The 20857-nt window shown below is 66.0% G+C and carries 22 protein-coding genes; 4 read left to right on the top strand and 18 right to left on the bottom strand.

Translation table 11 applies throughout. The annotated features are described in order from the left end of the window. Positions 1-20: 20 nt before the first annotated feature. The 4 genes from IB268_RS00405 to IB268_RS00390 all read right to left on the bottom strand — a co-directional run bounded on the left by IB268_RS00405 (position 21) and on the right by IB268_RS00390 (position 4379). Complete coding sequence (locus tag IB268_RS00405; RefSeq protein WP_054455745.1) at positions 21-854, bottom strand: GyrI-like domain-containing protein; 834 nt, start codon at positions 852-854, stop codon at positions 21-23. Between the two features lie 80 nt (positions 855-934). Next, positions 935-2008, bottom strand: a complete 1074-nt coding sequence (locus tag IB268_RS00400; protein WP_119449787.1) for an extracellular solute-binding protein — start codon at positions 2006-2008, stop codon at positions 935-937. A 105-nt stretch (positions 2009-2113) separates the two neighbouring features. After that, the gene (locus tag IB268_RS00395; protein ID WP_054455749.1) at positions 2114-3277 is read right to left on the bottom strand and encodes an alpha-hydroxy acid oxidase; all 1164 of its coding nucleotides are present in this window, start codon (positions 3275-3277) and stop codon (positions 2114-2116) included. Positions 3278-3482: 205 nt separating this feature from the next. Further along, positions 3483-4379: a phytanoyl-CoA dioxygenase family protein gene (locus tag IB268_RS00390; protein ID WP_054455751.1), complete on the bottom strand. Its 897-nt coding sequence runs from the start codon at positions 4377-4379 to the stop codon at positions 3483-3485. A gap of 160 nt (positions 4380-4539) precedes the next feature. Here IB268_RS00390 and IB268_RS00385 point away from each other — a divergent pair, with 160 nt between their 5' ends. Next, positions 4540-4836, top strand: a complete 297-nt coding sequence (locus IB268_RS00385) for an acylphosphatase (protein WP_054455753.1) — start codon at positions 4540-4542, stop codon at positions 4834-4836. A gap of 83 nt (positions 4837-4919) precedes the next feature. On the opposite strand, the gene IB268_RS00380 is transcribed toward IB268_RS00385, so the two are convergent. The 6 genes from IB268_RS00380 to IB268_RS00355 form a co-directional block, all read right to left on the bottom strand. Next, positions 4920-5825, bottom strand: coding sequence for an EamA family transporter (locus IB268_RS00380; protein WP_054455755.1), 906 nt, complete (start codon positions 5823-5825; stop codon positions 4920-4922). A 42-nt stretch (positions 5826-5867) separates the two neighbouring features. Beyond that, positions 5868-6923: a low specificity L-threonine aldolase gene (locus tag IB268_RS00375; RefSeq protein ID WP_192353670.1), complete on the bottom strand. Its 1056-nt coding sequence runs from the start codon at positions 6921-6923 to the stop codon at positions 5868-5870. A gap of 5 nt (positions 6924-6928) precedes the next feature. Continuing rightward, entirely contained in the window at positions 6929-7663 is a 735-nt protein-coding gene (locus tag IB268_RS00370) for an amino acid ABC transporter ATP-binding protein (RefSeq protein ID WP_041652034.1), read from the bottom strand. A gap of 57 nt (positions 7664-7720) precedes the next feature. Next, positions 7721-8410 (bottom strand): amino acid ABC transporter permease, encoded by a 690-nt coding sequence (locus IB268_RS00365; RefSeq protein ID WP_054455759.1) that lies wholly within the window; start codon positions 8408-8410, stop codon positions 7721-7723. Between the two features lie 9 nt (positions 8411-8419). Continuing rightward, on the bottom strand, positions 8420-9166 hold the full coding sequence (locus IB268_RS00360) for an amino acid ABC transporter permease (RefSeq protein WP_054455762.1): 747 nt from the start codon (positions 9164-9166) through the stop codon (positions 8420-8422). Positions 9167-9259: 93 nt separating this feature from the next. Then, on the bottom strand, positions 9260-10171 hold the full coding sequence (locus IB268_RS00355) for an amino acid ABC transporter substrate-binding protein (protein ID WP_054455764.1): 912 nt from the start codon (positions 10169-10171) through the stop codon (positions 9260-9262). A gap of 171 nt (positions 10172-10342) precedes the next feature. Here IB268_RS00355 and IB268_RS00350 point away from each other — a divergent pair, with 171 nt between their 5' ends. After that, positions 10343-11275 (top strand): LysR substrate-binding domain-containing protein, encoded by a 933-nt coding sequence (locus IB268_RS00350; RefSeq protein ID WP_082401101.1) that lies wholly within the window; start codon positions 10343-10345, stop codon positions 11273-11275. Between the two features lie 18 nt (positions 11276-11293). Here the strand turns inward: IB268_RS00350 and IB268_RS00345 are convergent, their stop codons facing one another. Beyond that, positions 11294-11968: a flavin reductase family protein gene (locus tag IB268_RS00345; RefSeq protein WP_192353669.1), complete on the bottom strand. Its 675-nt coding sequence runs from the start codon at positions 11966-11968 to the stop codon at positions 11294-11296. 17 nt (positions 11969-11985) lie between these two features. Beyond that, a complete protein-coding gene (locus tag IB268_RS00340) occupies positions 11986-12468 on the bottom strand; it encodes a VOC family protein (protein ID WP_054455770.1) in 483 nt (160 codons plus the stop codon). A 165-nt stretch (positions 12469-12633) separates the two neighbouring features. Between IB268_RS00340 and IB268_RS00335 the strand changes: the two genes are divergently transcribed. Next, entirely contained in the window at positions 12634-13557 is a 924-nt protein-coding gene (locus tag IB268_RS00335) for a LysR family transcriptional regulator (protein ID WP_054455772.1), read from the top strand. Here the strand turns inward: IB268_RS00335 and IB268_RS00330 are convergent. From IB268_RS00330 to IB268_RS00305, 6 genes are all read right to left on the bottom strand, one after another. Beyond that, positions 13554-14021, bottom strand: coding sequence for a DoxX family protein (locus IB268_RS00330; protein WP_054455774.1), 468 nt, complete (start codon positions 14019-14021; stop codon positions 13554-13556). The genes IB268_RS00335 and IB268_RS00330 overlap by 4 nt on opposite strands. 11 nt (positions 14022-14032) lie before the next feature. Continuing rightward, positions 14033-15919 (bottom strand): amidohydrolase, encoded by a 1887-nt coding sequence (locus IB268_RS00325; protein ID WP_225591309.1) that lies wholly within the window; start codon positions 15917-15919, stop codon positions 14033-14035. A gap of 127 nt (positions 15920-16046) precedes the next feature. Then, positions 16047-16310, bottom strand: coding sequence for a XapX domain-containing protein (locus tag IB268_RS00320; RefSeq protein WP_054455778.1), 264 nt, complete (start codon positions 16308-16310; stop codon positions 16047-16049). Between the two features lie 39 nt (positions 16311-16349). Further along, positions 16350-17054, bottom strand: a complete 705-nt coding sequence (locus tag IB268_RS00315; RefSeq protein ID WP_054455780.1) for a pirin family protein — start codon at positions 17052-17054, stop codon at positions 16350-16352. Between the two features lie 81 nt (positions 17055-17135). Next, the gene (locus IB268_RS00310; RefSeq protein ID WP_192353667.1) at positions 17136-18728 is read right to left on the bottom strand and encodes an MFS transporter; all 1593 of its coding nucleotides are present in this window, start codon (positions 18726-18728) and stop codon (positions 17136-17138) included. Positions 18729-18858: 130 nt separating this feature from the next. After that, positions 18859-19545: a hydrolase gene (locus IB268_RS00305; protein WP_054455784.1), complete on the bottom strand. Its 687-nt coding sequence runs from the start codon at positions 19543-19545 to the stop codon at positions 18859-18861. 316 nt (positions 19546-19861) lie between these two features. On the opposite strand from IB268_RS00305, the gene IB268_RS00300 reads away from it, so the two are divergent. Beyond that, complete coding sequence (locus IB268_RS00300; protein WP_119449782.1) at positions 19862-20785, top strand: LysR family transcriptional regulator; 924 nt, start codon at positions 19862-19864, stop codon at positions 20783-20785. The last annotated feature ends 72 nt before the right edge of the window (positions 20786-20857 follow it).

The following is a 20857-nucleotide window of genomic DNA, read 5'->3' as shown; positions in this document are numbered from 1 at the left end:
GGCGCTCACACCGCCGCGCCTTACTTCAGCGGCATGCAGATACGCGTCTGCAATTGCGCCGGCGGCGTGGTGCGCGGATCGTTCAGGTACTGCTCGAACATGGGAAAGTCCGCCGGCACCTCGCCGCTGGCCGGCAGCCATTGCGAGAACATCCAGTTGTAGGCCTTGTCCATCTCGTTATAGGGCCCGGTGTACGTCAGGATGGCGCAACGGCCTTCCGGAATCTCGAAGCGCTCCAGCTCGCCGCCCAGGTCGGCGTCCGGCGCCACCGACATGCCGGCCATGGACCGCAGCTGACTCGCAGGTACCTGCTCGGGGTCGTCGAAATACACGCCGTAGCCGATGGACTCCGGCTGCGCGATGCCGCGGCTGACGGCCAGCATGAAGGCGCGCGCGAACAGCGGGCCGATTTCCTGATAGCTGCCGCGATGCGACAGGACCGCCAGCGTCGCGCCCGGAAAGGTTTCGATCTTGATGGGATACATGCCTAGCTCCTGTGGGTCGAAGGGACGGGAGCGGACAGCCCGGTAGCGCCCCGGCGATATGCCGAAGGTCGCGCCGAATGCCCGGTTGAACGCTGCGTCCGACTCATAGCCGGCGCGCTGCGCCACCTCGCGCAAGGAAGCCTCGGAATTCCCCAACGCCACCGCCGCGCGGTGCATGCGGATGCGCTGCACGGTGGCGTTCACCGTCTCTCCCATCATGGCGCGGTAGACGCGATGGAAGTGGTACGGCGACAGGCAGGCCAGCTCGGCCAGCCGGTACAGGTCCGGATCGGCGTCGGGGTGGCTCGCCAGCCAGCGCAGGACGGGTTCCAGGCGCTGGCCATAGTGGTTCAGGGTTGCAGGCTTCATGCGGTCTCCTTGGAGAGCAATGTAGCGGGCCGGCCTTTGCAGATTTTGCGCTTTTTGCCCGCCCCCGGGGCAGGAGGCCGTCAGCGCCCGATCTCCCGGTTCCAGCGCGCGTTGAACGCGGGCCGGGTCTCGTTGATCTGATCCCAGTTCGGTATCTTGGCGTTCGACATATAACCCTGGAATCGCTGCAGCGCGTCCGCGTGGCCCGCTGGCGCCAGCACATTGCGATTGGACGGGAAATGCCCGCCCATCTCCAGCGCCTTCGCTTGCGCCTGCTCGGACAGCAGGTACAGCGCCAGCTTCTGCGACAGCTCCGGTTCGCTATTGCCGGCGACCACGCACTCGCCCACCATCAGGATCATCGAGCCCTCCCTGGGCTGCGCATATTCCACGTGCACGCCGCGCTTCTTCAGGCGGGTGATGGCCGTGGGTGTCCAGGGAAATAGCACCGCCTCGTCGGCCTGCACCATGTCGGCCAGGCGCGCTGAATCCGGCAGGTATGCACGCACGTTCGGGCCGACCACAGCCGGCCAGTGCGCGAAGCCCGGTCCATAGTTCTGATCGTCGCCGCCCAGGATGCGGTTGATCATCAGGAACGCGTGCAGACCGAAGGTGCTGCTCGAAGCCGACTGGACCACGACCTGGCCCCGGTACTTCGGATCGGCGAGGTCCATCCACGACGTCGGCGGCGCCCAGCCCCGCTCGGCGAACACCTTGGTGTTGTAGCCCAGGCCAGTCATGCCGATGTCGATGCCCGCGGCCATGCGGTCCTTCTTCAGGGCGGTGGGGTACAGCTCCTTCAGCACCGGATCTTCGTTGAGCTGCGTGCACAATCCCATGGAAATCGCGCGCGCCATGACGCCGTCGTCCAGGAACATGAGATGCAGCCGCGGCTTGCCCTTGTCGGCCTGGGCGCGCGCCAGCACCTCGGTCGACATGCCCGGCACCACCACGATCCTGACGTTGTGGGCGCGCTCGAAATCCGGAAATACGTACTGCGAGAACGCGCGCGCCATGTCGCCGCCGTTCATGCCCACGTACAGCGTGGTCTGCTGCGCCGCGGCCCCGGCCGACAACAGCACCGCCAGAGCCGCGCCCAGCAGCCGCCTGCCTGCGCCCAGGCGGCGCTGCCCATCTTGTTTGTTACGCGTCATAGAGTCTCCTGCATGGGCTCATGCGACCTCGCCAACCGGCGCGCCAACGAAAAAAGCCTGGCACGCTACCGTATCCAGGCTTTTTCTCATGGGCCGCCGAACCGTTCAGTTCGGGTAGGTTCCGGGCAGCAGGATGCTGCGGTCGCCGGGCTCGATCGAGCGACGGCCGCACAGCGCCATCGTCGTATCCATTTCCTTGTACAGGATCTCCAGCACGCGGGTCACGCCGGCCTGGCCATAGGCCCCCAGGCCGTAAAGGAAGGCGCGGCCGATCATGGCGCCGCGCGCGCCCAGCGCCACGGCCTTCAGGATGTCCTGGCCGGAACGCACGCCGCCGTCCATCCACACTTCGATCTTCGAACCCACGGCGTCGGCGATCGAAGGCAGGGCGGCGATGGACGACATGGCGCCGTCAAGCTGGCGCCCGCCGTGGTTGCTGACGATGAGCGCGTCGGCGCCGCTATTGGCGGCCAGCTGCGCGTCCTCGACATCCAGGATGCCCTTGATGATGAGCTTGCCGCCCCAACGCTGCTTGATCCATTCGACGTCGTCCCAGCTCAGGCGCGGGTCGAATTGTTCGGCCGTCCATGCCGACAGCGAGGACAGGTCGCTCACGCCCTTGGCGTGGCCGACGATGTTGCCGAAGGTGCGGCGCTTGGTGCCCAGCATGCCCATGCACCAGCGCGGCTTGGTGGCCAGGTTGATGAGATTGCGCAGGGTGGGCTTGGGCGGAGTGGACAGGCCGTTCTTGATGTCCTTGTGGCGCTGGCCCAGGATCTGCAGGTCCAGCGTCAGCACCAGCGCCGAGCAGCCGGCGGCCTTGGCGCGGTCGATCAGGTTGGCGACGAACTCGCGGTCGCGCATCACATAGAGCTGGAACCAGAAGGGTTTCTTGGTGGCCGCGGCCACGTCTTCCAGCGAACAGATGCTCATGGTGGACAGCGTAAAGGGCACGCCGAAGTCCGCCGCCGCCTTGGCCGCCAGGATTTCGCCGTCCGCATGCTGCATGCCGGTCAGGCCCGTGGGCGAGATCGCAAGCGGCATGGTCACGTCGTGGCCCACCATGGTGGTGCGCAGCGACCGGCCTTCCATGTTCACCGCCACGCGCTGGCGCAGCTTGATCTTCTGGAAATCGCTTTCGTTGGCACGGTAGGTGCCTTCGGTCCAGGCGCCGGAATCCGCGTAGTCGTAGAACATGCGCGGCACGCGCTTCTGCGCAATGGCGCGCAGATCTTCGATGCAGGTGATCGTAGAAAGGTTAGCGGTCATGGAGTGGTCTATGGAGTGTTGGGGCGCCAGCTGCGGCTAGTTATTCTTGGACGCCGGGCCGCCAGCTGCGGGCAGCTCCAGCGATTGCGCGGGCCTCCCAGGCCTCGCAACGCCGCCCAGTATACGCGCCGAGGCCGGCAAGCGTTGCTTGCCGGCCTCGTTCGCCCCCCTTATCGCAGGGACTCTTGCGGCCCCTGCGCCCCCGTTATCGCGGCCAGACTTTGGACACGGCCCGGATCGTGGCCCAGGCCACCCAGCGTGGGCTGGTCAGCCGCGCGCCGGGCAGACGGCGCATCACGTCCACGGCCAGCCCGCCGCGCTTGTGCCACTGCTTCTTGCGGGTCTGGCTGTCGGTCCAGCGGCCCTCCAGCCACGGGAATTCGCGGCGGCCCGGCTTGTAGACCGGCGGCGTGTTGTAGATCAGGATGTAAGCCAGCCGCGGCGCCTGCGAGGTATTCGGCCCGGTGAAGTGCAGCGTGCGGGCGTCGTGCACCGTGATGCCGCCCGGGTCCAGGGGCTCCGGCACCGCCTGGTCGCGCGGAAAATCGCCGCAGCATTCCAGCGGATGCAGGGTCTTGTCGCCGCCCGGCGAACGGTGCTCCAGCACATCCCATTTGTTGGAACCCGGAATGAACTGCATGCAGCCGTTTTCCGTGGTGGCCGGCTGCAGCGCCAGCCAGATGCTGAGTTCGTTGTAGATGAAGTCCGGCGAGCGGAAAGCCTCGTCCTGGTGCCACGGCGTTTCCGGTCCGTGCGGCCCAGGCTTGAGCAGGGCGTGCTCGCCATACAGGGCGGCCTCGGGGCCCAGCAGCTGGCGCGCCAGCTCCAGGGTGCGCTCGTGGTACTCGGTCTTCAAGAGGCCCGGGGCATAATGGCGTGGATCGTGCAGGCTGGGAAACTTGGCGGGTTTGGACGGGTCGTCACGGCTCACAAAGTCATACTGCGCACCCTCGTTGTAGCCGGTCTTGTTCGCGAACAGGTCGAGCAGCGTCCTGCGGATGTAACCCACCTCGTCCTGCGGGCACATGTCCTTCAGGGCCAGGTAACCCTGTTCCCTGTAGCGCGCTGTCTCAGCTTCCGACAACAAACTGGTCTCTTCCATAATGGCTTCTCCAAGCTCTGGTAACGGGTGTTCCCGCTGGCACGTTTTGACATGAGCTCTAACGTATCGCCAGGCGTCCCCCCGGCCTATAGATCATCCGCCGTAGTCACTAACGTCTACGTACATCGCCGAGCGCGGCGCCTCATCCAAGAGAGAATCGATGCAAGACCCTAAAGCCGATACCCATATCGAGACCGTGCACGTCACGATCACCGGCACCGTGCAGGGCGTGGGCTACCGCCACGCCACGGTCCGGCGCGCCCACATGCTGGGCGCCAAGGGCTGGGTGCAGAACCTGCCGAACGGCACGGTCGAAGCCATGGTGCAGGGCACCGCCGACCAGGTCGACCACATGCTGGAATGGCTGCGGCGCGGCCCCCCGGGCGCCAGCGTGCAGGAAATCACCACCCGCCGGGAGTACACCGATAAGCGTTACATCCGTTTCGAACAGCTGTGAGGCCGTCGCCTCTGCTCGCCGTTATGGGCTAGTCTGGTCGGCCGATACGGACGCGAAAGGGAAAAAAGCGCCTGCCGGAAGGCTCAGCGCGTGCGCAGCCAGCGCCCGCCCAGCTGGTTGAAGAGCAGGCCGGCCAGCACGCAGGCCACGCCTACCCATTGCAGCGTCTCCAGGCGTTCGCCGAAGGCCACGGAAGCGGCCCATAGCCCCACCACGGGCACCAGCAACGAGAACGGTGCGATCTTGGCGGCGGCGTGGCGCGTGAGCAACTGCGTCCACAACGTGTAGGCCACCAAAGTGGCCAGCACCGCCAGGTACAACACCGACAGGATCTCTCCCCAGCCTATGTTCACGATCATGCCGACCACCGGCTGCCAGCCGTCGATCAGCACCGCCAGCAGCAGGAAAGGCAGCACCGGCGCGGCGCTGCTCCAGGCGATGAAGGCAAACGGGTCGTAGCCGGGCGACTTGCGGCTGGCCAGGCGCACGATTATGTTCGACACGGCCCACATGAACGCGCCGCCCAGCGTGAGCACGAAGCCCGCCATGGTCATCTGGCCCGGCCCTTCGCCGCGGCCGCCGGCGATGACCGCCAGCCCCAGCGCCGCCACGCCCAGCCCGATCCAGTGGTGGCGCTGCGCGCGCTCATGCAGGATGGGCGCGGCCAGCAGCAGCGTGAAGAAGGCCTGCGTCTGGATCACCAGCGAAGCCATGCCGGCCGGCATGCCGAACTTCAAGGCGGTGAACAGCAGTCCGAACTGGCCCAGGCCCTGGACCAATCCATACGCCGCGACCCAGCGCCACGGCAGCCTGGGCGCACGCACGAAGAGAATCAGGGGAAAGGCCGCCAGCGCGAATCTCAGGGCGCCCAGCAGCATGGGGGAGAGGCCCCGCATGCCGACTTTCATGGCGACGAAGTTGGTGCCCCAGATGACCACGACCGCCAGTGCGCAGAAATAGTCTTTTCGGGAAAGATGGGTCGTGGTCATGCGGCATTATCGCATCGCGACACCGCTGCTGAACGGAGCAGATCAGCCTGCGTTCAGCACCGTTTCGAAGGCCTGCACAGCCGCGTCGATGTCGGCGTCGCCGATGTGGCGATGAGTCACGCAGCGCAGCCGCGTGCGGCCCCAGGGACGCACCAGCAAGCCCGCCGCCTGCAGGGCAGCCACCCACTCCGTGTTGCTCCTGCCCGTGTCGGCGGTTTCCACCTGCACGATGTTGGTCTGCGGTTCGGTGGCCGAAAGAGCCGGTCCCAGGCGGTTCACGCCCGCGCTCAGGCGGCGGGCGCGGACGTGGTCCTCCGCCAGCCGCCCGGTCATGGTCTGAACGCCTTCCAGGCCAGCCGCGGCCATGATGCCCGACTGGCGCTGCGTGCCGCCCAGCATGCGGCGCAGCACGCGCGCGCGGGCCATGACCGACTGGCTGCCGGCCAACACAGCGCCCACCGGCGCGCTCAGGCCCTTGGACAGGCACAGGGACACGGTATCGGCATGGCAGGCGATCTCGCCCGCCGCCACGCCCAGGGCCACGGCCGCGTTGTATAGCCGCGCGCCATCCAGGTGCACCGGCACGCCTGCGGCATGCGCCAGGCCATGGACCGCCTGCATGTGATCAAGCGGCAGCACCGCGCCGGCCGCATTGTTGTGCGAGGTCTCCATCGTCACCAGCGCCGTCTTCAACCGGTGGCCGCCAGCCAGCAAAGCGTCCTCCAGGCGGTTCAGGTCCATGGCGCCATCAGAACCGGGCAGACCCAGGTAGAACGAGCCGGTGAACGTGGCCGCGCCGCGTTCGGACGTGTACATGTGGGCGGCCGACTCCAGCACCACCTGCTCATTGCGCTGCGTCTGCGCCAGCACCGCCAGCAGGTTGGCCATGGTGCAGCTGGGCACGAACAGCCCGCCTTCTTTGCCCAACTGCGCGGCCACATACGCCTCGAGCTCGCGCACGGTAGGGTCGCCATCCAGGCCGTCATCGCCGATGGGTGCGGTGCGCATGCGTTCATACATGGCCGCGGTGGGATGGGTGACCGTGTCGCTGCGCAGGTCGACGGGTGCGCGGGCGGCGGCGGAGGAGGTCTGGGTCATGGCGGTCAGTGCTGCAGGATTTTGGAAAGAAACTGGCGCGTGCGCGGCGCACGCTCCTCTACATCGCCGAAGAACTGCTCCTTGTCGCAGTCTTCCACGATCTTGCCGCCGTCCATGAAGATCACACGGTCGGCGACGCGGCGGGCGAATCCCATTTCGTGGGTCACCACCATCATCGTCATGCCTTCGGCGGCCAGGTCGGTCATCACGTCCAGCACTTCGTTGACCATCTCCGGATCCAGCGCCGAAGTCGGCTCGTCGAACAGCATCACCACCGGGTCCATCGACAGCGCGCGCGCGATCGCCACGCGCTGCTGCTGGCCGCCCGACAGCTCGCCGGGGTGCTTGTCCTTGTGCGCCGACAGGCCCACGCGCTCCAGCAGGGCCAGCGCGCGCTGGCGGGCTTCGTCCTTGCCGCGCTTGAGCACCTTGAGCTGGCCCAGGCACAGGTTCTCCGTCACCGACAGGTGCGGGAACAGCTCGAAATGCTGGAACACCATGCCGGCCACCGCGCGCAGCTTGGGCAGGTTGGTACGCGGATCGCCCACCGAAATGCCGTTGACCTGGATCTCGCCCTTCTGGAAGGGCTCCAGCGCGTTCACGGTCTTGATCAGCGTGGACTTGCCCGAACCCGACGGCCCGCACACCACCACGACTTCGCCGCGGCCCACGGTGGTCGAGCAATCGTCCAGCACCTGGAAGTCGCCATACCACTTGCTGACCTGCTTGATCGCTATCATCGGGGGCTTGGAAGAGAGTTGCATTGTTGAAACCTGTGGATAACTGGAAGCGCTGCGCTAGCGCAGCACCCGCGTGCGCTTTTCCAGCAACTTGACCAGGCGGGACGCCGTGAAGCAGATCACGAAATACACCACCGCCACGAATAGATAGAGCTCCACCAGACGGCCGTCGCGCTGACCGATCTTGGCCGCCGCGCCGAGGAAGTCGGTGAGAGACAGCACATACACCAGCGAGGTGTCCTGGAACAGGATGATGATGCGGGTCAACAGCGCGGGCAGCATGTTGCGGAACGCCTGCGGCAAAACCACGTAGCGCATGCCCTGCCAGTGGTTCAGCCCCAGCGCCATGCTGGCCGACACCTGGCCGCGCGCGATGGACTGGATGCCCGCGCGCATGATTTCGCAGAAGTACGCGGCCTCGAACAAGGTGAAGGTGATCACCGCCGAATTGAACGCCCCCACGCGCAACGGTGTGGGCGACCCCACCACCCAGGCGGCGATGTAGGGCATCAGGAAGTAGAACCAGAAGATCACCAGCAGAAGCGGGATCGAGCGCATCACGTTCACGTAGATGCCCGCCGGCACCGACAGGATCTTGAAGCGCGACAGCCGCATCATGGCCAGCAGCGTGCCCAGCGCCAGGCCCATCACGCCCGCCAGCGCGGTCAGCGTCAGCGTGAAGGTCATGCCCGTCTTGAACAGATAGGGCAGCGCCGCCCAGATCACGTCGAAATCGAATTTGCCCATGGTGTCGTCCTAGGGCCTTTTCGCCGAACCGATCAGTCCGGGCACCGCAACATGGCGTTCGAGCAGGCGCATGCCCAGCACCACCACGCCGTTGATGATCAGGTAGATCACCGTGGCGGCGGAAAACGCCTCGAAGATGTGAAAGCTGAATTCCGCCATCGAGCGCGCCTGGCCGGTCAGCTCCAAGAGCCCTATCGTCAGCGCCACCGACGAATACTTGATGGTGCCCATGAACTCGGAGGTCAGGGGCGGCAGCACGATGCGGAAGGCTTCCGGCAGGATGATGTAGCGATACACCTGCGCCTCGGTCAGGCCCAGCGCCGTGCCCGCCTGGAACTGGCCGCGCGGCAGCGACTGTATGCCCGCGCGCAGCTGCTCGGCCACGCGCGCCGATCCATAGAACCCCAGGCACAGCACCGCGGGAACGAACTGGCCCCAGGGTTGCGGCATCTGCTTCATGGCCAGGCCCCAGGCATGCGGCAGCAATTCGGGCAACACGAAGTACCACAGGAACATCTGCACCAGCAGCGGGATGTTGCGAAACACCTCCACATAGGTCGCGCCCAGCGCATTCATCAGGCGGGAGCTGGCGGTGCGCATCACGCCCAGCACTGATCCCAGCAATAGCGAGAACACCCACGCCGTCAGGGCCAGCGCCAAGGTCCAGCCCACGCCGATGAAGATCGTCTCCAGAAAGGTATGCACGCCGTCCGGCGACATATCCAGGAAGACGCTCCAGCTCCAGTTGTAATTCATGCCCCGTCCCTTGATGGCGATGCCCGCCGCGCCTGGCGGCCGGCGTCCTTGCTAGCAAGCCGCGGGACGCCAGGCGTCCCGCGCACAGCCTGCTTACTCGTACGCCTTGGGATCGCCGGAATCGGTCGGATTGGCCAGCGCGCGCTTGAGCGCGTCGCTCATCGGGTATTTCAGGTTGATCTGCTTGGGCGGGATCGGCGCATTGAAGTACTTGTCGTAGATCGCGGCCACCTTGCCCGTCTTGATCAGGTCGCGCACGGCATCGTCCACCACCTTCTTGAAGGCCGGGTCGTCCTTGGGTTCCATGATGCCGTAGGGCGCCATTTCCAGGCCCTTGGTGCCGATCACGAAGGCGTCGGGATTCTTCGACGAAGCCACCGCGCCATAAGCGATGCCGTCGTCGTTGGCCGAGCCTGCGGCGCGGCCGGATTCCACCATCAGGATGGTTTCGGCGGTGTCCTTGGTCGGCGCCATGGTGATACCCAGGTTGCCCTTGGCGTTCAGCTGCGAGATCAGCCGGAAGGTCTGGCCGCCGGCCTGCGCAGCAATGGATTTGCCGCGGAAGGACTCAAGGTTGTTGGGATCCACGCCGCCGTCCTTGCGCGCCACCAGCACCACCTGCGCCACGAAGGTCGTAGGCGCGAACGACACCAGCTTGTGGCGTTCGAGGTTATTGGTGGTGTTGCCGCATTCCAGGTCGATGGTGCCGTTGGCCAGCAACGGAATGCGCGTGGCGGAAGTCGTTGGGTTGTAGCGCACTTCCAGCTTGGGCAGCTTCAGGGCGGCCTTCACGTACTGGGCGACTTCCTGGCAGATCTCCACTGTGTAACCGATCGGCTTTTGGTTGCCGTCCAGATAGGCGAATGGGACCGAGGTCTCCGGATGGCCCAGCGTGATCACGCCGGTTTCCTTGATCTTGTCCAGGCGGCTGGGGCCTTCGGCGTGGGCGGTTGCGGCGCTGCCCAGGAAGGCCGCGGCGACGGAGATCGCAGCAAGTGCTTTCATCTGATTCCCTTGGCGCCGTTCGAGCGGCGCATGTTTATGTTCACGATCGACGGCGCCAGCCAGGCTGACAGCCGCCTCGTCCCGCGATGAGCCCCGCGGCTGGCGAAAAGTATCAACTAGCGGTATGGTTTTATCCAGTTCCAATCGAGTATTCCTCTATACGGATTTGACATGGCCATTCCACGGATGGGCTTGAGACACATCGAGGCGTTCCGCGCCGTGATGATGACCGGCTCCATGACCGCCGCCGCACGGCGCGTGCACACCTCGCAGCCGCACGTTAGCCGCTTAATTGCGCAATTGGAAGCCATTACCCAGTTCGCCTTGTTCGACCGCAATGGCAGCCGCCTGACCCCGACGCAGGACGGGTCGCGCTTCTTCCAGGAAGTGGAAAAGACCTTCATCGGCCTGGCCGGCCTGGAATCGGCGGCGGCCAGCATCCGCTCGTTCAGCGCCAGCCGCCTGAGCGTAGCCGCCATGCCGCGGCTGGCAGGCGGGCTGCTGGCGCGCATCGTCGCGGCCTTCAAGACGGAGTACCCGGACGTGATGGTGTCCATCCATTCCGGCAACGCCAGCACGGTGCACAACTGGATCAGTTCGGGGTTCTGCGACACGGGCCTGGCCATGCTGTCGGGAGATTCCCCCGGCATCCAGGTCGAACCGGTATTGACCATGAGCTGCGTCGCGGTGGTACCCAAGGGCCATCGCCTGACCAAGCTGAAAAAGCTCAAGCCCGCGGACTTCGCCGGCGAGCCTTTCGTGGCCTTCACCAGCGGCACGCCGCTGCGCGAGAAAATCGACGCCGTGTTCAGGACAGCCAAGGTCGAACGCCAGACCGTGGCCGAGGCCGGCCTGGGTTCGTCGATCTGCGCCCTGGTCGGCGCAGGATTGGGCGTGGCGCTCATCAACCCGCTGGCCGCGCGCGAGGAATACGCCGCCCACAACGTCGAAATCCGCCCCTTCAGCCCCGCCGTGCCGGTGACGGTGGCGCTGCTGTACCCGCCGTACCATACGCGCACACGGCTGGTCAGCGTGTTTTCACGTTATGCGCACCAGCTCATGCAGGAAGAGATGGGGGATCTGAAGGCGCGGCCGGGGCGGTGACGCCGCGCGCTGGTGCCATCAGCGCTCTGCGGCCCCTTGCTCCAGATAGCGTTGGGCCTCGCCCGACTGCTTCAGCGCCTCCCACTGCGCCAGCGTCAACTGCGGCATCTGGAAAGCCGCCTGCGGCCGGCAATACCAGCCGGGGTTATGCAGCCGCGCCAGCAGGTCCATCGCGGGGCCATCCAGATAGAGATGCTCCCGGTCCGCCACCACGTCGTCGCGCACGTGCATGGCCGCGACTTGCGCCACGATCAGGCTGCGGCGGTCGATGCGTATCAGTTCATGCACGCGGCACTCGAACGCCACGGGCGACTGCGCCACCCAGGGCACTTCGATGCGCCGCGACGGCGACAGCTCCAGGCCAGCCTCCCGGGACTCGTCCACGTCCGCCGGAAAATCCACCGCCGTCACGTTCATCCGGCCAGCCTGCGGGGCGGATACCAGACTCACGGTGAACTCGCCGCGTTCGGCGATGTTGCGCGCGGTGTCCTTGGGCGTGTCGCCGCGCACGCCGATGCCGACGCAGATCAGCGGCGGATCGCCCGACATCAGGTTAAAAAACGAGAACGGCGCCACGTTCGTCGTCCCTGCGGCGTCGCGCGACACGATCCAGGCGATGGGCCGCGGCACGATCGCCGCGGTCAGCAGCTTGTAGCGCGCTGGGCCCGCCAGGTCATTCAGATCGATGAACATGGCTTATCCCCAGCCCCTCAGTCCCGGCCCTGCGACGGCGCAGCGCCTTGCGCGGCCTTCGCGTCGGCGAAAGCGCGGTCGCTGCGCTTGCAGCGGCAGCGGCCGATCTGATGCAGCTCGATCAGGTTGCCCACCGGGTCGCGCAGGAACAGCTGCATGAGCTCGGGCGCGGCCACGTTGTCCAGCTTCCAATAATCCACCGCCAGACGCTGCAATTCCGTCTCGGCCGCCGCGATATCGCGCACGGCCAGCGCCACGTGGTTTTCCACAGGATCACAGCCCGGACCTTGGGAATAGGGCGAGGGGCCGTCGCTGCCCAGCAGGTGGATCTGGCAGTCGTTGCCCATGTCCAGGAAGTACCCGGCGATGCCCGGAATCTCCCAGCGGCCACGGTCCGTGTCCAGTCCCAGCACGTCTCCGTAGAACGCGCCCATGGCCGCGACCTTGTCCAGCGACATGCGCACGGCGTGATGATGCAGTTCCAGAACTTCCAGCGCCATTTGTCTCTCCTCGTTTCTCATACGGCCTGCGCCCACGCGCGGCCACGGCTCGAATGTTGGTCCCGGACGGGATGCCGGGGAATGCCGTCTGGCGCAATCCAGAAGTGCAGCAGACGCAACCCTGAAACGCCCGCCCGGTTTGCCCGCCGCGCTATGCTTGGTCACATGAAACCGCTAGACCTGAATCTGCTATTGACCCTGGACGTACTGATCCAGGAAGGCAGCGTCGTCGGCGCGGCGCGCCGGCTGAACCTGAGCACTCCCGCCATGAGCCGCAGCCTGGCGCGCATCCGCGAAGCCGTCGGCGACCCCGTGCTGGTACGCTCCGGCCGCGGCCTCGCGCCCACGCCTCGGGCGCTGGCCCTGCACGCGCAGGTGCGCCATGTGATCGAACAGGCGCAGGCCGTCTTCACGGCCTTCGGCGAGGACGTCAATCTGGCGACCCTGACGCGCGTCTTTACCTTGCGCGCCAACGACGTGTTCGTGGGCGGCTACGGCGGCCGGCTGCGCGAGCACCTGCGCCGCTACGCGCCCCGCGCGGTGCTGCGCTTCGTCTCCGAAGGCAATCACGACGCCGACGCGCTCAGCGGCGATGCCGACCTCTATATCGGTTCTTCCCAGAAGTTCGGCGCCGACATCAAGGTGCAGACCCTGTTCACCACCGCCTTCTGCGGACTGGCGCGCAAGGAACACCCGATCTTCAAGGCGCCCATCACCCCGCAGCGCTTCTGCGCCTACGACCACGTCAGCGTCTCGCGCCGGGGACGTGCGCACGGACCAATAGACGACACCCTGGAAGAACTGGGACTGGCGCGCCACGTCACGCTGATCACGCCCACCTTCCACGCCGCGATCTTCGCGCTGGCCGATTCCGACCTGGTGCTGCCGTCCATGCCCCAGAACCTGATGCCCGGCGTCGAACGCCTGGGCCTGAAGCTGAGCGCCTTCGAGGTGCCGGTGCCCATGCGCCCGGTCACCGTGGTGCAGGCCTGGCCGCCGCGGCTGGACAGCGACCCCGCCCACCGCTGGCTAAGGCAGACGATCAAGCAGGTTTGCGGCACGCCGCCGGATGCGGCGGCCGCCGCTTAGCAGCCGCTCAGGCTCCGGGCGCTGGCGGGCTTCGATTCCCGCAAATCCAGCCACGCCACCAGCAACAACCCGCCGGCCAACCCCAGGTGTTCAAAGAACGAGTTGGCCGCCATGAAGCGTTCCTGCCCCACCGGCATCTCCCAGAATCTCAGCGCGATCCCGGTCGCCACCAGCGTGAAGGCGGCCAGTGCCAACGCACCCAGCCATCGCAACCGGCCCGTCAGGATCATGAGCGAAGCGACCAGTTCCAACGCAATCACCAGCACCGCGAACAAGGGCTCAGGCGACAGCCCGAAATGCGCCATTTCGCGCAGCGCCCCCGGAAAATCGAAGAGCTTCACCAGCCCGCCCTGCAGGTAGGCGGCGCATAGCCCCAGATAGGCCAGGAACCGCAGCGCCGAGGCGCCGAACAGCGGGCGGGCCAAGCCGGCCAGCCGACGTTCCCATTGGAAAGCAGCGTTCATGGCCAACCTCCTCAGACAGCCCAGCAGGAGCAGCCCAGCGCGCCGAAGAAGCCCTGCAGATCGGAGCTGGGCGCATTGGATGCCCATGCGCGGGCATGGTCGTGTCCATGCAGGCCGCAAGAGCTGGCGCACGCGCAGGCCGCCATGTTGCGGTAGCCCAGCGAATTACGGCCGGCGCCGTCAGGATCGCCCCAGGCGCCATAGCCGCCGAACAGCCGGGTAGGCGACCAGTCGGGCATGGCGGGCGGCAGCGGGTTGTCGTCCAGCGGCGCGAACTCTCCCGCGCCGTAGACCACGCGCCCGCCCACCACGGTCAGGTCCGAGGTCAGGAAGGAGATCTCGTCCTCGGTGCAGCTGAAGTAGTCCTTGTCCGGCACGATGAAGTCGGCCAGCTGGCCGGGTTCGATGCGGCCGCGCTTGCCTTCCTCGTTGGAGAACCAGGCCACGTTCTCGGTCCACATGCGCAGCGCGGTCTCGCGGTCCAGGCAGTTGCGCGCAGGGTAGAGGCGGGTGCCGCCCACGGTCTTGCCGGTGACCATCCAGGACAAGGACACCCAGGGGTTATAGGACGCGACGCGGGTCGCATCGGTGCCGGCCGACACCTTCACGCCACGCTGCAGGATCTTGGCGACAGGCGGCGTGGCTTCGGCGGCCTTTGCGCCGTAGCGTTCGATGAAGTACTCGCCCTGGTAGGCCATGCGGTGCTGCACGGCAATGCCGCCGCCCAGCGCCGCGATGCGGTCGATCGATTTGTCGGAGATGGTTTCGGCGTGGTCGAAGAACCAGTTCAGCCCGGTCAGCGGCGTATCGCGATGCACTTTCTCGAACACGTCCAGCGCGCGCGAGATGGTCTCGTCGTAGGTGGCGTGCAAGCGCCATGGCCACTTGTTCTGCACCAGCACGCGCACGACCTCTTCCAGTTCGCCTTCCATCTCGGGCGGCATGTCCGGACGCTCGACGCGAAAGTCCTCGAAGTCGGCTGCCGAGAACACCAGCATTTCGCCCGCGCCGTTGTGGCGGAAGTAGTCGCTGCCCTGCTTGTACTTCACGCTCGACGTCCAGTTAAGAAAGTCCTCCTTTTCCTGCTTGGGCTTTTGCGTGAAGAGGTTATAGGCCAAACGCACCGTCATCTGATTCTCGTCGGCCAGCTTCTGGATCACGGCGTAGTCGTCCGGATAGTTCTGGAAGCCGCCGCCCGCATCGATCACGCCGGTCACGCCCAACCGGTTCAGCTCGCGCATGAAGTGGCGCGTGGAGTTGACCTGGTAGTCGAAGGGCAGCTTGGGACCCTTGGCCAGCGTGGCGTACAGGATGGTCGCGTTGGGTTTGGCCAGCAGCAGCCCCGTGGGATTGCCCTGGCCATCGCGCATGATCTCGCCACCCGGCGGATTGGGCGTGGTCTTGGCATAGCCCACCGCGCGCAGCGCAGCGCCGTTGAGCAGCGCGCGGTCATACAGGTGCAGGATGAACACCGGAGTGTCGGGCGCGATGGCGTTGATCTCTTCGATCGTGGGCAGGCGCTTCTCGGCGAACTGATGCTCGGTGAAGCCGCCCACCACGCGCACCCATTGCGGCGCGGGCGTGATCGCGACCTGGCGCTTCAACATGGCCATGGCGTCGGCCAGCGAGCGCACGCCGTCCCAGCGCAGCTCCATGTTGTAGTTCAGGCCGCCACGCACCACGTGGGTGTGATTGTCGAACAGGCCAGGCAAGGCCGCGCGGCGCTTCAGGTCGACGACCCGCGTGCCGGCGCCTGCCAGCGCCATGACTTCGGCATCGGAACCAACAGCCAGGAAACGGCCGTTCTTGATCGCGACGGCGCTGGCCTGTGGCTTGCTGCGGTCCAGCGTGGTGATGCGGCCATTGTGGAAAATGACGTCCGGCGTGGCGTTGGACATGTTGGGGTCTCCTTTGGAACTGGCGATGGCGGGGCGTCCCAACATACCGTTGAGCGCCAGGGCGGAAGCTACACCGATAAGGTCGCGGCGGGTAGGCATGCAATATCTCCTGGATGCGGGAACCGGCTCAGCCGTGTTCCTTGTCTTGGGCCTGATGGCGGCCGGGCAATTGCCCGAGCACGTGGCTGACGGCTTTTTCCTTGTCGCAGGCGGCGACAAAGGCGGTACCGTTCAGCAGTTGCCTGCCCACCGGAATGACCTGTTCACCGACCAATATGCCCAGCAGGCCGATCAGCGCCACCAGCGGCGGGGCGGGCGAGCGGACCTGCAAAAGGCTGTAGACCACGCCGACCAGCAGTCCGGCGCCCAGGGAAAGCAGATAGATCTTCATGTGCGTCCTCGCGTTGTGTAGGGGTTATGAGCACGGCGCTCATGCGTGCGTATCGGCCAGGAGCACTTCGGCGTCGTCCAGGGCCATAAGGCGCACATCGGTTTCGTCCCGGATGGCGGCGCCGTCGCCTGAGCCGATCTCCACCCCGTTGACTTGCAATCTGCCCTTGGAGGCGACCAGATAGCCGCGGCGGCGGCCGCGCGCGAAGCGGTAGGTGGCGGCTTCGCCTGCTTTGAGCGCCACCGCAAGCACGCGCGCGTCGCTGCGGATGGGCAGCGCGTCTTCATCGCCGTCGATACCGCTGGCAAGCGTGATGAACTGGCCCTTGCAGGCTTCGCGGGTAAAGGACTTCCGGCCCCAGCTGGGCGGCGCGCCGCGGCGGTCGGGTTCGATCCAGATCTGGAACACATGCGCCGGACCGCCTTCCATATTGAATTCGGCATGCGTCACGCCACTGCCTGCGCTCACGACCTGCACCTCGCCAGCGCTGGTGCGGCCGCGATTGCCCAGATCGTCTTCATGGGTGAGCGCGCCTTCCCGCACGCAGGTGATGATTTCCACGTCAGCATGCAGCGAAGGCGGAAAGCCCGCGCCCGGTGCGATGGTTTCGTCGTTCCAAGCGCGCAGCGCGCCCCAGTTCATGCGTGCGGGGTCCTGGTAGGCCGCGAAGGAAAAGTGGTGCTTGGCATCGAGCCAGCCGCGGCGTTCGTGGCCCAGGCTCGCAAGCGGACGGCGCTCAATCATGGTGCGCCTCCGTCGCCGGGTTATCGCCGATCATGGCGGCATGCTTCATGTGGTTCATGGACGTGTTCCCGATGCTGCCCGTCAGCGCTTCAAGGCCAGGAAGTGATGCACTTCGGGCTTGTCCGGCCCCATGTGAAAGCGCAGCGCTTCCGCTTGCAGATCGGCATCGGCATGCGACACCCGGTGATGCTGGCGCAGATGTTCGGCCCAGGATTCGACGAAGAACCATTCGACCACCCGCTGCGGGTCATTGGTGTGCTCGACCACGCCCCAGGCATAGGCGCCGTCGCGCAGTCGCTCTTGCGACAGGCGTTGCATCGCATCCAGAAAGGCAGGGCGGTCTTCCTGGCGGATGCGGTACTCCACCTGCACCAGCACCGGACCGCGATCGTGGGCCACAGGTTCAGCAAGCAGCGGCTCCGGCCAGTGATTCGACGCCTGCAGATCCGCCTCGCCGACCGGCAGGCTGGCGCGGTGAAACAACAGCGCAACCGCGACCAGCCCGGCAGCGCTGACTGCCAGTGCATAGGGCACGCCGATCTCGCGCGCCACCAGGCCCCAGCCCAGGCTGCCAGCGGCCATCGCGCCGTTGAAGACCATCAGGTACACCGCCAGCCCGCGGCCGCGCACCCAATTGGGCAGCACGGCCTGGGCCACGCCATTGAACGTGGTGAGCGCGGTGATCCAGCCCATGCCCAGCACTACCAGCATCAGCACGGCCAGCCATTGCGGCGGCGCGAACACCAGCACGGCCATGACCGCCGCGCTGGCCACCGACGCCAGCAGCACCAGCCCGTCGGCATTCAGGCGGGCGCCCAGCCTGGGCAGCACCAGAGCGCCGATGATGGCTCCTGCGCCCACCGCGCCCAGCAACACGCCGTAAAAGCCCGAGGAGCCGCCCAGCATCTGCCGCGCCACCAGCGGCAGCAAGGCCCACACCGCGCTGGCGAACAGGAAGAAGACGGCGGCGCGCAGCAGCACGCGGTGCAGCTCCTTGCTGGCCCGCGTGTAGCGCAGGCCGGCGCGGAACGCGCCGAAGAAGTTCTCCGACAGCGCGCTATCGACGGCCGCGGGACGCTTCCACCACAGCAGTGCGGCAATGACGAACACGTAGCTCAGCACGTCCAGCCCGTAGGTGACCGCCGCGCCGAAGCTGGCGAGGATCAGGCCGCCCGCCGCCGGACCGATGGCGCGCGCGATATTGATGCCCAGCGAGTTCAGCGCCACCGCGCCCTTGAGCTCTTCGCGCGGCACGAGTTCCGGGACGATGGATTGCCAGGTCGGCCCCATCAAGGCCGCGCCGATGCCGCCGACGAAGGTCAGGGCAATCAGGTAATCGACCGTCAGCGCGCCGAAATGCGACAGGAGCAGCAGCGTGCCGCTGACAGAGGCCAGCAGCAGCTGCACGAAGATCAGGAAGCGGCGCCGGTCCAGGATGTCGGACAGCACGCCGGCGGGAATCGCCAGCAGGAAGATGGGCAGGGTCGCAGCGGTCTGGATCAGCGCCACCGCGGCCGGGCTGGCCGACAGATCGGTCACCAGCCAGGAACTGGCCACGTCCCGCATGAAGCTGCCCACGTTGCCCAGCACGGTCGCGGCCCACAGCACGGCGAATACGGACTGGCGCAAGGGCGCGAAAGTGCCGCGCGCGGCGGGATTCTTCTGGTCTGGCATGGGACTCTCCTGGATCGCGCCAGGCGGCATTCGGACCCGCAAGTCCCGCCGCCCGCCGTGTTCAAAACGCCGTGTTCAAAGACAAGGCGCCGGACCGGCCAGACGCTGTCTGGACGATCCGGCTTGCGGTTTACTTGGCGGGGTTGGGGCCGATGCGTTCGCCGTGCTGCACGCGCTCTGCCAGCTTGTGCACGTGGGTGACGGCGTAGTCGATGCCCATGCCGTAGGCGCCGGAGTGTTCCTTGACGATGCCAGTGACGGCGTCATAGGTTTCCTTGCGGGCCCAGTCGCGCTGCCATTCCAGCATCACCTGCAACCAGGTCATCGGCACGGCGCCGGCCTGCACCATGCGGTCCATGGCGTACTTGTGCGCGTCCACCGAGGTGCCGCCTGAAGCATCAGCCACCATATATATTTCGTACTCGCCTTCCAGCATGGCGCATAGCGCGAAGGTGGTGTTGCAGACCTCGGTCCACAGGCCGGCGACGATGACCTTCTTGCGGCCATTGGCGGCCAGCGCGTCGCGCACGTTCTGGTCGTCCCAGGAATTCATGGAGGTGCGCTCCAGGATCTTGTTCTCGGGGAACACAGCCAGCAGTTCGGGGTAGGTATTGCCGGAGAAGCTGTCGGTTTCGACGGTGGTGATGGTGGTGGGGATATTGAAGGCGCGTGCGGCCTTGGCCAGGCCCACCACGTTGTTCTTCAGGGTCTGGCGGTCGATGGATTGCACGCCGAAGGCCATCTGCGGCTGCTGGTCGATGAAGATGATCTGGCTGTTCTGCGGGGTCAGGACTTCGAGGTATTTGTTGGCGGACATGGCGGATCTCTCTTTAAGGAAAACTATCAAATAGGGCGGCAGCAAAGAATTCGGTGTAGCTGGCAAACCATTCCGGTCTGCCCCGTTGCGACGATGGCGGGGTGCCGCTGGAAGGTCCCGTGCATCTCGTCTGTCGGTGTATGCATAGTAGGGAGAGGCCGCTTTCCTGAGAACCCGCAGCATGGAATTCCATCCTTTCCATTTTTTGCATGATGACCATGGCGTGACAGTCTCTGCTGCACTGCGTTCAACACCATTCTTGTCCATGCCATAGGCAGGGGCTATCATCGGCGCGGGCATTTCCCGAGAACACAAGATGAGCAAGCTGCCGGATTTAGAGGGTTGGGCGATCTTCGCCAAGGTCGCCGATACAGGGTCGTTCGCCAAGGCGGCGGCCGAGTTCGGCTTGGCGCAGGCCACGGTTTCCAAGACCATCAGCCGTCTGGAAGCGCGCATGAAGACCACGCTGTTTCATCGCACCTCCCGCAGCATGACCTTGACCGAATCCGGCTACGCGGCGCTGGAACGCGCAGCGCGCATATTGGAGGAAGGCGAGGCCGTCGAATCCGAGGTGACGGAAAAGTCGAGCAGCCTGCGCGGCAAGATCAGGCTGTCCGCGCCCATGTCCTTTGGGGTCACGCATCTGGCGCCGATGCTGCCGCCATTCATGCAGGCCAATCCCGACGTGGCCCTGGAAATCGAATTCAGCGACAAGCAGGCCGACCTGGTCTCGGAACGCTTCGACCTGGCGCTGCGCATCTCCAACCTGGTGGACTCGACGCTGCTGGCGCGGCGGCTCTGCTCGGTGCGCATCCTGCTGGTGGGCGCGCCCAGCTACTTCAAGCGCGCGGGACGCCCCAAGCATCCAAAGGACCTGGCACAGCACACCGCGTTGCAATACATGTATGCGCGCAACGGCGCGAGCTGGCGCTTCCGCCATGAAAAGCACGGCGAGTTTTCGCAGTCACTGCCGGTGCACCTGAACGTGAACAACGCCGAAGCCCTGACGCCGGCGCTGCAGGCGGGCATGGGTCTGGCCCTGCAGCCCGAGTTTCTGGCGTGGAAGGATTTGCAATCGGGCGCGCTGGAGACCGTGATGGACGACTGGCAGGTGGATCCCATCGCCCTGCACATCGTCACCCCGCCTGGCCGCCGCCGGCCGGCCCGGGTGCAGGCGTTCATTGAATATCTGGCCGAGCGCTTGACGGCCGAGCCTTGGGCCAATGATGTGCAGGTGTAGAAGGATTGCGTTTTCCGGGCCGCGCCGGACTGGCGCATGAAAAAGGGGCTGCGCAAGGCAGCCCCTTTTCTA

The sequence above is a fragment of the Achromobacter sp. ACM01 genome (assembly GCF_014851745.1).
Taxonomy (GTDB): Bacteria; Pseudomonadota; Gammaproteobacteria; order Burkholderiales; family Burkholderiaceae_B; genus Achromobacter; species Achromobacter aegrifaciens.
The sequence above is the reverse complement of the archived record's forward strand: the minus strand, read 5'-3'. Positions and strand labels throughout refer to the sequence as shown.

Coding starts and splice junctions, on each gene's coding strand:
- IB268_RS00385 (WP_054455753.1), top strand. CDS start 4,540: ATGCAAGACCCTAAAGCCGATACCCATATCGAGACCGTGCACGTCACG.
- IB268_RS00380 (WP_054455755.1), bottom strand. CDS start 5,825: ATGACCACGACCCATCTTTCCCGAAAAGACTATTTCTGCGCACTGGCG.
- IB268_RS00355 (WP_054455764.1), bottom strand. CDS start 10,171: ATGAAAGCACTTGCTGCGATCTCCGTCGCCGCGGCCTTCCTGGGCAGC.
- IB268_RS00400 (WP_119449787.1), bottom strand. CDS start 2,008: ATGACGCGTAACAAACAAGATGGGCAGCGCCGCCTGGGCGCAGGCAGG.
- IB268_RS00390 (WP_054455751.1), bottom strand. CDS start 4,379: ATGGAAGAGACCAGTTTGTTGTCGGAAGCTGAGACAGCGCGCTACAGG.
- IB268_RS00360 (WP_054455762.1), bottom strand. CDS start 9,166: ATGAATTACAACTGGAGCTGGAGCGTCTTCCTGGATATGTCGCCGGAC.
- IB268_RS00305 (WP_054455784.1), bottom strand. CDS start 19,545: ATGTCCGCCAACAAATACCTCGAAGTCCTGACCCCGCAGAACAGCCAG.
- IB268_RS00395 (WP_054455749.1), bottom strand. CDS start 3,277: ATGACCGCTAACCTTTCTACGATCACCTGCATCGAAGATCTGCGCGCC.
- IB268_RS00310 (WP_192353667.1), bottom strand. CDS start 18,728: ATGCCAGACCAGAAGAATCCCGCCGCGCGCGGCACTTTCGCGCCCTTG.
- IB268_RS00345 (WP_192353669.1), bottom strand. CDS start 11,968: ATGTTCATCGATCTGAATGACCTGGCGGGCCCAGCGCGCTACAAGCTG.
- IB268_RS00300 (WP_119449782.1), top strand. CDS start 19,862: ATGAGCAAGCTGCCGGATTTAGAGGGTTGGGCGATCTTCGCCAAGGTC.
- IB268_RS00320 (WP_054455778.1), bottom strand. CDS start 16,310: ATGAAGATCTATCTGCTTTCCCTGGGCGCCGGACTGCTGGTCGGCGTG.
- IB268_RS00325 (WP_225591309.1), bottom strand. CDS start 15,919: ATGTCCAACGCCACGCCGGACGTCATTTTCCACAATGGCCGCATCACC.
- IB268_RS00375 (WP_192353670.1), bottom strand. CDS start 6,923: ATGACCCAGACCTCCTCCGCCGCCGCCCGCGCACCCGTCGACCTGCGC.
- IB268_RS00370 (WP_041652034.1), bottom strand. CDS start 7,663: ATGATAGCGATCAAGCAGGTCAGCAAGTGGTATGGCGACTTCCAGGTG.
- IB268_RS00340 (WP_054455770.1), bottom strand. CDS start 12,468: ATGGCGCTGGAAGTTCTGGAACTGCATCATCACGCCGTGCGCATGTCG.
- IB268_RS00335 (WP_054455772.1), top strand. CDS start 12,634: ATGAAACCGCTAGACCTGAATCTGCTATTGACCCTGGACGTACTGATC.
- IB268_RS00405 (WP_054455745.1), bottom strand. CDS start 854: ATGAAGCCTGCAACCCTGAACCACTATGGCCAGCGCCTGGAACCCGTC.
- IB268_RS00315 (WP_054455780.1), bottom strand. CDS start 17,054: ATGATTGAGCGCCGTCCGCTTGCGAGCCTGGGCCACGAACGCCGCGGC.
- IB268_RS00330 (WP_054455774.1), bottom strand. CDS start 14,021: ATGAACGCTGCTTTCCAATGGGAACGTCGGCTGGCCGGCTTGGCCCGC.
- IB268_RS00365 (WP_054455759.1), bottom strand. CDS start 8,410: ATGGGCAAATTCGATTTCGACGTGATCTGGGCGGCGCTGCCCTATCTG.
- IB268_RS00350 (WP_082401101.1), top strand. CDS start 10,343: ATGGCCATTCCACGGATGGGCTTGAGACACATCGAGGCGTTCCGCGCC.